Genomic DNA, 13,201 nt, shown 5'->3' on the forward strand with positions numbered 1-13,201 from the left:
AATATAGCGTTAATTTTCATTTTGGAAAATAACTTTTAATTGACAAATACCTTACTAAACTTTAATAATCCATAATAACTACTTTATCTAAATCAATGTAATCTTAAACATATTAATACATCAAGGACAATTGATTCTTCTATCTTTCATTAATACAGGCAGTATAATCGGTTATTTTACTATATAGTTACTTAAATTTTTATCCCTTCCCCTTATGATGAGCTTATGTCCAGCTTATGTCCAGCTCATGTCCAGCTTATGTCCAGCTTATGTCCAGCTTATGTCCGAAATCGGACATAAGTTTGAGATAAGAACGACATCATATATCTGTTTAAAGACAGAATGGAAATAAAAATGGGGAATCTGATAAACCAGATTCCCCGAAGTTTTAATTATGGGAGGTCTATTTGACAATTACTAATTGAACACGACGATTAGTAGCCCGACCTTGAGCGGTTTTATTGGAAGCAATGGGTTTGCTTGAACCATAACCTTTGACTATCAACTGGCTTTCCGGAACTCCCTTAGCAATTAAATAATCAGCCACACTTTTGGCTCTGTTATAAGAAATAGTATTATTAATCTTATCGGAACCAGTATTATCCGTATGACCCTGCACTTCAATTTTAACTTCTGGAAGTTTAATCAGATATTCTGCAACTTTATCCAGGAAGAGTTTATCCTTTTCACTGAGGGTTGTAGCATTGGTGGCAAAATGAATCATCTTACCCTTTAGTTCTTCTTCAAGTTCAGTGAGATAATCTTTTTCAATCACTTGAGGTTTTTCTTGAACTTGCGGTTCGGGAGTAACTATTGGTTTTGGTTTTTCACTAAGCTTTTTAAGTTCATCGCTCAAAGTTAATAAACGGCTACGAAGATCATTAATATTAGCAGCCAGATCGTTATCTGCCTTATGTAAGTTTTCCGTATCGGTTCTTATGGCAGCAAGTTCCTTTTCATAATTATTAAGCATATTACGCAATTCTGCAAGTTCTTTGCTATAAGCAGAAACATCAGCTGCACCCTTAATAGCATTAACCTGAGCAGTTAAAGCGTCAAGTTGTTCTAATTTTTTAGTTATTTCTGCCAATTCGTTATTAATCTGATTCACAGTAATAGCAATCTCAGCTTTTTCTTGTTCCAGTTTAGCGATATCTTCTTTAGTTGCCATATTTGCTGCTAAAGCAGATTGAGTATCTTTTATTTGTTTAATTTCATTGGCATAAATATCAGCTGAGGGTGTTTTTTGTGTAGGAACCTGAGCTACGCGTTGTTCTAAATTGTTAACTTTGTTTGTAAGCTCTGTTACCTTGATATTCATCTGAGCATACTGAGTTTGCAGAGTAGCAATATTTGTTTCAGATTGTTCAATTGACATCTGAAGCTTTTGCAATTCTGGAAGTTGCAGAGTGACTGCATTAAGCTGCTCTATAACTTCATTTAATCTCAAATCAGTTGCATTCAAATCCTTACGGAGTTTCACTATCTCTGGATCAATCTTCTTAGGAAGCGGTTCTTTTCTACCGAAATGCATGCCAACGGCAATATAAGGAGTCAAAAGTGCATCATTAAAATCACCATCTTTGACTAAATCAATCTTATCCGATGCAAACATAGTATATTTTAATCCTAAATCCAGAGTAGTATTCCATTTAGATAGTAAAGATATACCAATTGAAGCATAAGGAAAAGTTAAATGACCACCAATTTTGTCTGGACTGGCATCATCAATATTACCATATTCATCTTCACTATTATGAGTTGACCATCCAGCACCTAATGCGATAAACGGGGAAACCCTATTGATAGTATAATCCCTCGGGAAATTTTCTGCTACCCCTTTGGTAGGCTTAAATTTGAGATAGAGATTAACTCCTTCTAACGATGAATGATAATCGTTAGGTCCATTTTTTACCTTTAAATTTGTAAACCAGGGATTTATTCCTATACCCAGATCTCCAAAGCACCACAAATCCCAAGAAGCTGCCCATGACCCCATCAATACATTATCTCCTTCCACATCATCCTGGGGAAAATTAATCCCTCCTTCTACACTCATTGTGCTTTCAAAGGCATACATAGCTGGAATAAATGCCAATAATAAAAGCGGGATAAGAACACTTAATCTAATTTTACTCATTTTTACCTCTCTAAATATTATTCCCTATAAGATATAAATAACAATAACCCATCATAATGTCAAGTTTTAAATTTCTACTTGTCAATTTTATTTATAAATTTCTCATGGTAATGTAGTCAATTAGCTCAATCTAATCTATTGATATGCTTTTGATTATAGAGTTAAAAAAGAAATATAAAATTATTTTTATTCATAGGAAAAAAGGATATTAAATGAAAATCAAGCAAATTACCACCTTACTGTTGACCCTACTTATATGTCAGATAAGTTTAGGTAATCATTTGTCTGAAATAGATAGTCAAATTACCAAAGGGATAACTAATTCTTCTGAAACCCTTAAAGCTTCCACACCTTTAGCTGAGGATTTGTTTATCAGTGAATATGTTGAAGGTTCAAGTAATAATAAAGCTCTTGAGATATTTAATGGCACTGGACATCCAGTGAATTTATCTGATTATAAGGTACAAATTTTTTATAATGGAGCTCAAAATCCTGGCGCTAATATTAATCTAAATGGTATCTTAAATAATGGTGATGTTTTTGTGATAGCACATATTTCTGCCTCACCAGATATTCTTAAGATTACAAATTTAAGCAATGGTTCTTTAAGTTTTAATGGTGATGATGCTATAACCCTGACAAAAATAAGCACTAATTCATATGTTGATATATTTGGTGTTATAGGTAATGATCCCGGAAATGCCTGGATAGGTCCTAATGGATATTCAACTTTAGATAAGACTTTGGTTCGCAATCCTGAGGTTTGTCATGGAGTAACCATCAATCCTTCTGGTACAGGTCCTAATGCATTTACCACCTTAACTACCGAATGGACTTTGTTTGATCGTGATACTTTTACCAATCTCGGATTCCATCTTTTCACCGGAAATAATACAGAAGTAGACCCTCCAACTATCCAGACTTCCAATATCACAGGATATCCAGGTGTTACTTCTATGACTCTGGAATGGACTCCTGGAAATGGTTCCAGAAGAATTGTAAAAATGAATACCGTTAATAGTTTTACTGATCCTTTGGATGGAAGCTATCCTGTTGCCAATCCCATCTGGGCTAATTCTGGAGAACAGGTTATCTATAATGGAAGCACTCAAATAGTGGAAGACACTCCCTTTAATGGCTGTGAAGTAACGAATCTTAATCCTTCCACAACTTACTGGTTTAGAGCTTATGAATATAATGGAACGGGAAGTAATACTAAATATTTAACTACCACGGCTACTGGAAATCCTGCTTCACTTACTACTTTAGAAGGGCAAGGTTCTGGTTATTATGCTGGAATTGATGGTTATGGTGCAAATTTAAAGCAACAACTTCACACTTTAATCAAAGATACTCATACCACCAAATATTCTTATGCTGCTCTGATTACCCAGATACCCTATACAGATGAAGACCCCGAAAACAGTGATAATCTAATTGAAATCTATACAGGATGGAGTGTTAATAAAAATAATTTTGGCAATGCAACCACTGATTGGAATAGAGAACACACCTGGAGTAAAAGTCATGGAAATTTTGGTGACACTCCTCCAGCTGGTACAGATTTACATCATCTCCGCCCTTGCGACAGCACCGTAAATAGTACCAAGGGTAATAAAGATTTTGCTGAAGGAGGAAATCCGGTAATAGATAATTCCCCACCTGCTGGTTACACTGGAGAAACCGGCTGTTTCCAAACCACTTATTCCTGGGAACCCCGCAATGATGATAAAGGTGATGTTGCAAGAATGATAATGTATATGGCTGTTAGATATGAAGGAGATGACCCTAATTTCCAGACTAATTTGGAAATGGTAGATTACATTCATAGCGATGAAAATACAAATCAACCTTATTATGGAAAACTATCCACCCTGCTTCGATGGCATATAATTGACCCGCCCGATGAGCGAGAAATGCAACGAAATAATAGAATAGCAGAAAGACAGGGTAATCGTAATCCCTTCATTGACCATCCAGAATACGCCACCAGAATTTGGACTCCCTGCCCTATTGCCAATACTAATGTAACTGAAACCAGCTTTACTGCTAACTGGAGTCAACCTATTCAAGCAACAGCTTATTATTTTCAGCTTGCTTCCGATAGCTTATTTATCAATGTATTACCTGGTTATAACAATCTGAATGTGCAACTACAAACAAGCAAAACCATATCCGGTCTCAATTCCGGCTCTACCTATTATTACCGATTATGTTCCTTTTTCTTAGAAGGTTATGGAATGTGGTCTCCTTTTATGTCAGTAACTTTAACCTCACCAGAACCTATTACCGCTTCGCTTTCGTCTTCCTTCCCTCTTGATGAATATAACCTTAATGGAGCTTCCCTAACCCTTGTCTTGACTGGCACTACCTTCACCGATAACAATCTACTAATATCAAATTTTACTTTAAATAATGCACCTGCCGGACTAAGTATCCAGAGTGTAAATTATATCAATCCGACAACGGCTATTGTTACCTTGAATTTTAATGGACTTGATTTTGATATAAATTACTATAATGTTAGTATAACCATAGCTGCTGAAGAAACACTTGCTCACCAGGAAATTATCACTAATTCTGTAACCATCTATGCTTTAATAGAAGGTAGAGCGTTGCTTTCTTTAGAACAGGAAGGATACAAATTAACCATAGTACCGGTAATAGATGCCTCTGCTTATAGGATTTTCGGTTCTATTAATCCTTATGGATTTTATTCTGAGATTACCTCCTCGGGCAATTTTGAGTTTGGTGTTCCCTACAATAATATCTGGCATATATCCTTTCAGGCTTTGCCAGAAGACAGATATTTCTTCAAAGTGGCAGCTATGAGGCAATAAACTTTAGCTATCCACTCAAAATAAAAGAATTAACTCTGTTTTAAACCGAGCGAAATAATTCTGATAGCACTTTTATCATTGACAAGTGAGTAGAAACTTTAATTATGTTTTAAATAAAATAAAAGGGGAATAATGCTGATGAGCACATTATTTGGTGGTATCTTAGCTTTGCAATGGCAACAATTGGTGATGATTCTAATCGGATTGGTGCTCATTTATCTGGCTATTGCAAAGAAATATGAACCTACCTTACTTCTTCCTATTGGTTTTGGCACTATTCTTACAAATATACCATTATCTACTGCTATTGGTCCACATGGTCCCCTTCAAGTTTTATTTGATGCTGGAATAGCCACTGAGCTTTTCCCTCTTTTAATCTTTATTGGCATTGGTGCTATGATAGATTTCACCCCTTTACTAAAAAATCCTTCTATGCTTCTTTTTGGTGCTGCAGCTCAACTGGGAATTTTTGTTACTCTTGCCGTAGCAACACTTTTAGGCTTTGATTTGAAACAAGCGGGTGCTATAGGAATAATTGGAGCAGCTGATGGTCCTACTTCCATTTATGTTGCCAATCGTTTTGCTCGTGAACTTCTTCCCGCAATATCAGTTGCCGCCTATTCTTATATGGCATTAGTTCCTATCATTCAACCGCCAATTATTAAACTTTTAACTTCCAGAGAAGAGCGAAAAATCCATATGGATTATCATTCTGGAGATGTTCCTCAGGTGATAAAAATCGTCTTCCCTATTGCTATAACCTTGATTGCGGGAATCTTTGTTCCTGCTTCAGTAGCTTTAATTGGTTTTTTAATGTTTGGTAATCTCTTGCGAGAATGTGGAGTTCTGGATAATTTAGCCAAATCAGCTCAAAATGAACTGGCAAATATCGTCACTATCTTTCTTGGCTTAAGCATTGCTTCCACGATGAAAGGAGAAGCTTTTCTACGTCCTCAGACTTTACTAATCTTTGTTTTAGGATTAATAGCATTTATCTTTGATACAGCTGGTGGAGTTCTTTTCGCCAAGCTTATGAATCTATTCCGTAAACATAATAAAATCAATCCGATGATTGGAGCTTGTGGTATTTCTGCTTTTCCTATGTCAGCTCGGGTAGTTCATCAAATGGGACAGAAAGAAGACCCCTTTAATTTTCTTTTAATGCCTGCCGTTAGTGTTAATGTTGGTGGACAGATAGCTTCAGTTATAGCAGGTGGATTGATTTTAGCTTTATTGGGGAATTTATGAATATAGACTTTGACCTTCTCTTGGATCAGGCTAAAAGCGCATCCGAAAAAGCCTATGCACCTTATTCTGGCTATAAAGTTGGAGCTGCATTACTCTGTTCTGATGGAACTGTCTTCACTGGTTGCAATGTGGAAAATGCTTCCTATTCTTTGACGATTTGTGCAGAACGAAATGCAGTATTTCAAGCTGTAGCTGCAGGACAGAGAGATTTTTTAGCTCTGGCAATTTATGTGGATGGTGAAGTATTATTTCCACCTTGTGGAGCCTGTCGTCAAGTGCTGGCTGAATTTAATCCAAATCTCCATATTCTTTATGCCAATCGTTTAGGCAGTATTCTCAGTGATCTGGATACTTTGTTGCCTCAAGCTTTTACCCTGTCGGAGATATGAATCTTCAATACCCTCAATTAATAAATTGTCAGGTGTGCCCACAAAATTGTCGGGTCAATCGTTATGAAACAACTGGTTTTTGCAAAGCAGACTATAGATTGAAGATAAATCTTGCTCAACTGCATCATGGAGAAGAGCCTGTTTTTAGCGGTATTAATGGAAGCGGAACTATCTTTTTCTCCTATTGTAATCTGCGTTGTGTTTTCTGTCAGAATTATCCCATTTCTCATTTAGGTTGGGGAACCTATTATGATGAAGAAGAATGTGCTCAAATAATGTTAAAATTGCAAGAAGCGGGAGCTCATAATATTAATTTTGTTTCTCCAACTCAATATACTCCTCAATTAGTGCAGACCATAAAAATAGCTCGTGAAAATGGATTAAGTATCCCTATACTCTGGAATAGCAATGCTTACGAAAATGTTTCCACTCTTCAATCTCTTGCAGGCTTAGTAGATATTTACCTTCCTGATTTCAAGTATGCTCATAGCTTCTACAGTAAAAAATATTCGTCAGCTACAGATTATCCTGAAATAGCTATTATAGCATTAGAGGAAATGTTCAGGCAAGTAGGACATCTTCAGCTTGATTCCGAAGGAATTGCTCAAAAAGGTATACTGGTTCGTCATCTGGTACTTCCCAATCATCTGTCCAGCACTAAACAAGTGCTTTATATTTTGTATGAACATTTTGGACCTGAGCTTGCTCTCAGTCTTATGGCACAATATTATCCTGCAGGTAGAGCAAATGAATTTCCAGAGCTTAACCGAAGTTTAAAAAGAGAAGAATATGAGGAAGCCGTAGAAACAGCTGAAGCTCTTGGTTTTAAAAATCTCTATTTACAAAAGTTTTACAGTTCTCCCGAATGGACACCTGATTTTCAACCTCATAATGAGGTCTTTGATGAAAAGAAGTTGCATTTTCACGGAAAGAAAAGAAATGACTAAAATTAAATATATCCTTCTTCTATTATCTATTTTATGGGTGGGTTATTTACAAGCTGATATAACACTTGTTCTAACTCCTAATGGAACTCAGCAGTCTCTTCCAGTGGTAAAATTGGAATCTAAAGATTATGTTTCACTTGATGAGATAAATACCCGACTTTATTCAATTTATAAAGTTGAATATAGCGAATTCACTGATTTTAGAGTGATGTTTTTCTTCTATGGAGAACAGTTCATATTCCTGCTAAATTCCCCTTTTTACACTTTTAAACAGAGCATTTTCAATATGCAATATCCTCTACTACAGGTTGGACCTCATTATTTTGTTCCGACTACATTTATTATGGATAATCTACCTTTGCATTTTCCAGGTCAAATCCAGAATAAAAATGGCACCCTTTATTTGCCTCAACCCAAAGATAAAAGTGTAAAAAGAATTGTGATTGACCCTGGACACGGAGGAAAGGACCCTGGTGCAATAGGACCTAATGGCACGCGTGAATCACACATAAATCTTAATGTTGCTTTAAGGTTAAAACAATTACTGGAACAAGAACTTGGTCTGGAAGTTTTGATGACCAGAACAGATGACCGTTTTGTTTCTCTGGGAGATAGGACAAAATTTGCTAATGACAATAAAGCTGACCTCTTTATCAGTATTCATACTAATGCTTCTCGTACTAATGGAGCGCAAGGAATAGAAACCTACTATCTTTCTACCAAATCTACCACAGAAAGTAGAGCAGTGGAAGCTCTGGAAAATAGTGTGGTAGAACTTTATGAAGGTGCGGGAGCAAAACAAAAATATGAAGCTCTGGATTTTATCCTGATGGATATGCTTCAAACTGAACATCTGGAACATAGTAACAATTTAGCCACCCTCGTGCAACACAATCTTGTGGCTGGTACTCAAACCAAAAATAGAGGTGTAAAGCAAGCTAATTTTTATGTTCTTAGAGGAGCTTTTATGCCTGCTATCTTAATTGAGATGGGTTTTATTTCCAATTCTGAAGAAGAAGCACTGCTCGCTAATCCAAAATACCAAGACCGCATAGCTCAAGCAATCTTTGAAGGCATAAAACGCTTCAAATATGACTATGACCGTATTCGTTTAACCTCTTAATCTATTCATTATGTCTTTAAAGATTAGTGCTGTTCAACCCCGAAGTCTTGCCCACAAGGCAGGAATAAAAAAAGGGGATACTATTATCAGCATTAATTCAATGCCCATTAATGACTTCTTTGACCTGGAATATTATTCAAATGATTATCAACTGGATTTTGAATTGCTGGATACAGAAGGTGAACCCAAATTCATCACTATTGAACGAGTTAATGGAAAGACCTTAGGTATTGAACCAGAACCTCATAATGTTCGCATATGCCGTAATCATTGTATTTTCTGTTTTGTAGACCAGATGCCACCTAAAATGAGGCAGTCACTTTATGTTAAAGATGATGACTATCTTTTTTCGTATGTTTTTGGAAATTATATCACTCTTAATAATCTTGAGTCTATGGACATTAACCGTATAGTGAATCAGCACATAAGCCCCTTATATGTTTCCGTGCATACCACAAATCCAGCCTTACGACAGAAAATGATGCGCTATAAAGAAAATTACGACATAGTGAAGACTCTGATGGAACTCAGTCAAAAAGGCATAGAATTTCATCTGCAGATTGTAGCAGTTCCAGGTTATAACTGTGGAGAAGAATTAGAAAAGACTCTTGAAACTTTACTCAATGAATCTATTGCTGCTTTATCTATAGGTATCGTTCCAGTAGGTTTAACTGGATTTAGAGAACACTTAACTCCGCTTTCTCCCTTCAATTCAGACCTGGCATTAGAAACTCTGAAAATCATTGATAGATATAGAGAAAAATCCCCTATTATCTATGGAGCAGATGAACTATTTCTTCTTACAGAAACTCCTATTCCTGAGGCTGATTATTATGGAGATTTTCCGCAGCTGGAAAATGGTATTGGAATGCTGCGTTTAACTTTAATGAACTACGAGAAGAAGAGAAAAAGTTTCATCAAAGAACTTGATAAAGCAGGGGGAAATTTTTTGTTATTGACCTCAACTCTTGCTAATACTGTTCTCCAAGAAATTGCTGATGACCTCAATAATCATCTCAAGCAAACCAGTGTGAAAGTCCAGCCTATCAGGAACAATTTCTTTGGTGGCTATGTTGGTGTAAGTGGATTACTTACTGCTTCGGATATTCTGAGTCAAGTTCAACCTTTTCCTCAAGAAAGTATCATTATCCCTGAAAATCTTTTCAATACAGATGGTTTAACTCTGGATGATGTATCTCAATTGGAACTTCACGATAAATTACAGGTTCCGATTCTAATAGTTGACCCTTATTTTGAAGATTGGGAATGGATTTAAAGAGCTATGTATGCTAAGAACTTAAATATCATAAATTATAAAGAAAAAACCATAACTCTTATGTAAGGATGTTTCATATGAAAAAATGTGTTATAATAATTTGTCTTATAAGTCTATTTCTGGTTTCCTGTATGAGTGAACAGGACAAACTGGAAAAGGCAAATAAGAATCTTGGCTCAAAAAAGAATCCTATCAAGATGTATTTTGTCCCTTCTATGGAAGCTTCTACCATTGTTACGAATGGTGAAGCAATAGCAAAGTGGCTGGAAAAAGAGACCGGTTATCGTTTTAAAGTTGCAGTTCCTACCAGTTATGCAGCAGTAATAGAGGCTCTTGGTACTTATCAAGCAGATGTTGCCTGGCTTCCTACTTTTGCCTATATACTGGCAAAAGAAAAATATGATGTACAGGTAAAATTTATGACTATCCGGAATGGTTTAAGCAAATATAGGGGTCAATTTGTTGCGAGAACAGACAGTGGAATAAATAGTCTGGAAGATATAGAAGGCAAAGTTATTGCCTATACCGATGCAGCTTCAACTTCTGGATATATTTATCCTTCCGCTATACTTCAGCAAAAGGGTATTAAACCTGCAAAATATACTTTTGCTGGTGGTCATCCTCAAGCCATAGCTGCTGTATATAATGGAAATGCAGATGTCGCTTGCACTTATTGGTCACCTCCGGATTCGCAAGGCAGACCCAAAGATGCACGGGAAAAACTTCTGGGCACTTATCCTGATATCTTTGAAAAAGTAAAAATCATTGCTCTGACGGATTCTATTCCTAATGACACGGTCACTTTCCGGAAAGGACTCCCACCAGAAGTAGATGCAAAACTGGTTCAAGCTTTAACTAAATTTTCTCAGCTACCAGAAGGAAAAAAGATTCTGCGTGAACTCTATGATATAGATGGTCTTGCACCTGCAACAGATGCAGATTATGATATCGTGCGTCAAACCTTAAAAGTGCTTGGTAAAGACCCAAGTGCATTCCTGAATGACTGAGAAGAGGTAATGTCACAGCTTCAAATCAATAATCTCTACAAGACCTACGATAATAAAACCTACGCTTTACAAGATATTTCTTTTAAATTAGAAAAAAGCGACTTTATTATTTTACTCGGACTTTCGGGAAGCGGAAAATCTACCTTATTACGTTGTATAAATCGCTTAATAGAACCCACTTCGGGAGATATAATCTATGAAGGACAGTCTGTTAATAAAATGGACAAAACTGAACTGCGTCTTTATCGCAGACATATTGGTATGATATTCCAGCAATTTAATCTGGTAAAAAATCTAACTGTCCTTACAAATGTACTCACTGGTAGACTGGGTTATCATAGCGTAATTTCAAAATTTACCCCAGAGGAAATTGATGCTGCATACCGATGTCTAAAAAGAGTGGGACTGGAAGAATATGCACATAAACAGGTGCGACAACTTTCTGGAGGGCAACAACAAAGAGTGGCTATTGCACGAGCTTTGATGCAAGAACCAGAACTAATCCTGGCAGATGAACCAGTTGCCAGTTTAGACCCCGCTACCGCTGATTCTATTATGCAATATCTGGGAGAAATTAATCGGGAAGGAGTTTCCGTTATTTGTTCTCTTCATTTTCTTACTCTTGCCCGTCGCTATGGAAACAGAGTGGTAGGCTTAAAACAAGGAATAAAAGTCTTTGAAGGTCATCCTGAAGATATAGATAAGGTCAGATTTAAAGAGATTTATGGAGAAGAAGCAGAGGAAATTTAAAAAGAGAGATTGCATTCTCTAAATTTATACATAGAAACGGTCATAGAATAGATATAAAGTCATTATAAATGAGTAAATTACAGAATTGCCTTCTTCACCTTAAATCAGGATTTTTACAATTTCTCTAACTTACCTATTTCTTAGCGGTTACCTATCCAAAGAGCTAAGGGACAAGCAGGTAACTGGTAATTCGGAAGACAACATAATAATATAATATTTTAATATATATTATCATATGAGTTTTGAATCGGTAATTTCTATATAACGAGCAAGATTCTCATTCATTTTTTTTAAATCTTCCAGAGTTTTATGAGGTATGACAATAGAATCCACAGTATTGCCGCTAATTAATTCCAATTCCAATCTTGGTTGAGTTTGAAAATATTCACCTATAATCTGCTCTATATCTTCTTTTTTCCCCTGAACTGCATCCAGAGAAGATTTACGGGATAACTGGATAATGATTTTGAAGCCACTGCTAACTTTAAAGTTTGCTTCTTTCAAAGCTAAACCTGCCATTCTACCAATCTGAATAACCCGAGCTACGATTTTATCCCAGAGTTCAGTGAGATTTTCCTGGGTTAGTTCCTTTTTATCAATAACTTCTGGCTCCGCAGAGGGGATTATGTCTGGCTTACTTTCTATATTAACGGGAGTTGTAGCCCCTTTAGAAACTGTTTGTTTTGGTGTCTGAGGAACAACCTTAGTCAGAGGTTGCGATTTTAAACGAGCAATAACTTCCCCTAAATCCTCCATTTCATCAAGTTTACAGAGCTTAATCATTGTCAGTTCAAAAATTAAATAGGGATTGCCACTGCTTTTAAGTTCTGTCCTTGTTTGCATAAGCATACTCATCATATAGAGCAAATTTTCCTGACTGAAGAGGCTGGCAATCTCATCATAAGCGGGATATTCTTCACTGGTAACTTCTTCTGGAGACATTCCAATCTTTCTTAAAAGAACAATCCTTAAAAATTCTAAGAGATTATTGATGAATTCCTGTAAGTCTGCCCCACCTTCAAAGATATGCTGAAGTTGCTGTAATAAGCCTGCATTATTTTTTGAATGGAGAAGTTTCATAATGTTGCAATAGATTTGAGTGGGAATCAAGCCAAAGATATCACGAACTTTATCAATAGTAACTTTATTTCCACAATAGGAGAGCACCTGGTCAGCTAAAGATAGAGCATCTCGTAAACTTCCATCTGCTTTCCTGGCAATTAAATGGAGAGATTCTGCATCAATTTCAATATTCTCTTCCTGCATAATTTCACCAACTCTTTTAACAATAGCATCAATCGGTATTCGCTTAAAATCATAACGCTGACAACGAGAAATGATAGTTGGCAATACTTTATAAGGTTCAGTAGTAGCAAAGATAAAGATAACATTGTCTGGAGGCTCTTCCAATGTTTTCAAAAGTGCATTGAAGGCATTTTTGGAAAGCATATGAACTTCATCAATAATATAAATCTTATAAG

10 protein-coding genes are annotated in these 13,201 nt (G+C 36.2%); 8 read left to right on the plus strand and 2 right to left on the minus strand.

The annotated features are described in order from the left end of the window. Window positions 1-403: 403 nt before the first annotated feature. Entirely contained in the window at window positions 404-2,140 is a 1,737-nt protein-coding gene (locus tag E0946_RS05910) for an OmpA family protein (RefSeq protein ID WP_133201546.1), read from the minus strand. Between the two features lie 212 nt (window positions 2,141-2,352). Between E0946_RS05910 and E0946_RS05915 the strand changes: the two genes are divergently transcribed. The 8 genes from E0946_RS05915 (at window position 2,353) to phnC (ending at window position 11,720) form a co-directional block, all read left to right on the plus strand. Further along, window positions 2,353-4,980 (plus strand): endonuclease, encoded by a 2,628-nt coding sequence (locus E0946_RS05915; RefSeq protein ID WP_133201547.1) that lies wholly within the window; start codon window positions 2,353-2,355, stop codon window positions 4,978-4,980. A 138-nt stretch (window positions 4,981-5,118) separates the two neighbouring features. After that, window positions 5,119-6,228 carry a sodium ion-translocating decarboxylase subunit beta gene (locus E0946_RS05920; RefSeq protein ID WP_133201549.1) on the plus strand — a complete coding sequence of 370 codons (1,110 nt, stop codon included), beginning with the start codon at window positions 5,119-5,121 and terminating at the stop codon, window positions 6,226-6,228. Then, window positions 6,225-6,617: a cytidine deaminase gene (locus tag E0946_RS05925; RefSeq protein WP_133201550.1), complete on the plus strand. Its 393-nt coding sequence runs from the start codon at window positions 6,225-6,227 to the stop codon at window positions 6,615-6,617. The genes E0946_RS05920 and E0946_RS05925 overlap by 4 nt, the downstream gene beginning before the upstream one ends. Then, window positions 6,614-7,564: a radical SAM protein gene (locus E0946_RS05930; protein ID WP_133201551.1), complete on the plus strand. Its 951-nt coding sequence runs from the start codon at window positions 6,614-6,616 to the stop codon at window positions 7,562-7,564. Before E0946_RS05925 ends, E0946_RS05930 begins: the two co-directional genes overlap by 4 nt. Beyond that, complete coding sequence (locus E0946_RS05935) at window positions 7,521-8,687, plus strand: N-acetylmuramoyl-L-alanine amidase family protein (protein ID WP_243713766.1); 1,167 nt, start codon at window positions 7,521-7,523, stop codon at window positions 8,685-8,687. Before E0946_RS05930 ends, E0946_RS05935 begins: the two co-directional genes overlap by 44 nt. 10 nt (window positions 8,688-8,697) lie before the next feature. Continuing rightward, a complete protein-coding gene (locus E0946_RS05940) occupies window positions 8,698-9,963 on the plus strand; it encodes a DUF512 domain-containing protein (protein WP_133201552.1) in 1,266 nt (421 codons plus the stop codon). 77 nt (window positions 9,964-10,040) lie between these two features. Then, the gene (locus E0946_RS05945) at window positions 10,041-10,970 is read left to right on the plus strand and encodes a phosphate/phosphite/phosphonate ABC transporter substrate-binding protein (protein ID WP_133201553.1); all 930 of its coding nucleotides are present in this window, start codon (window positions 10,041-10,043) and stop codon (window positions 10,968-10,970) included. 9 nt (window positions 10,971-10,979) lie between these two features. Beyond that, window positions 10,980-11,720, plus strand: coding sequence for a phosphonate ABC transporter ATP-binding protein (gene phnC / locus E0946_RS05950; RefSeq protein ID WP_133201554.1), 741 nt, complete (start codon window positions 10,980-10,982; stop codon window positions 11,718-11,720). Between the two features lie 231 nt (window positions 11,721-11,951). Here the strand turns inward: phnC and dnaX are convergent. Then, the coding region (gene dnaX / locus E0946_RS05955; protein WP_133201555.1) for a DNA polymerase III subunit gamma/tau at window positions 11,952-13,201 on the minus strand (1,250 nt) is incomplete at its 5' end.

Source organism: Candidatus Syntrophosphaera thermopropionivorans (assembly GCF_004353895.1).
Classification (GTDB): Bacteria; Cloacimonadota; Cloacimonadia; order Cloacimonadales; family Cloacimonadaceae; genus Syntrophosphaera; species Syntrophosphaera thermopropionivorans.

Coding starts and splice junctions, on each gene's coding strand:
- phnC (WP_133201554.1), top strand. CDS start 10,980: ATGTCACAGCTTCAAATCAATAATCTCTACAAGACCTACGATAATAAA.
- E0946_RS05925 (WP_133201550.1), top strand. CDS start 6,225: ATGAATATAGACTTTGACCTTCTCTTGGATCAGGCTAAAAGCGCATCC.
- E0946_RS05940 (WP_133201552.1), top strand. CDS start 8,698: ATGTCTTTAAAGATTAGTGCTGTTCAACCCCGAAGTCTTGCCCACAAG.
- E0946_RS05945 (WP_133201553.1), top strand. CDS start 10,041: ATGAAAAAATGTGTTATAATAATTTGTCTTATAAGTCTATTTCTGGTT.
- E0946_RS05935 (WP_243713766.1), top strand. CDS start 7,521: ATGAAAAGAAGTTGCATTTTCACGGAAAGAAAAGAAATGACTAAAATT.
- E0946_RS05920 (WP_133201549.1), top strand. CDS start 5,119: ATGAGCACATTATTTGGTGGTATCTTAGCTTTGCAATGGCAACAATTG.
- E0946_RS05915 (WP_133201547.1), top strand. CDS start 2,353: ATGAAAATCAAGCAAATTACCACCTTACTGTTGACCCTACTTATATGT.
- E0946_RS05930 (WP_133201551.1), top strand. CDS start 6,614: ATGAATCTTCAATACCCTCAATTAATAAATTGTCAGGTGTGCCCACAA.
- E0946_RS05910 (WP_133201546.1), bottom strand. CDS start 2,140: ATGAGTAAAATTAGATTAAGTGTTCTTATCCCGCTTTTATTATTGGCA.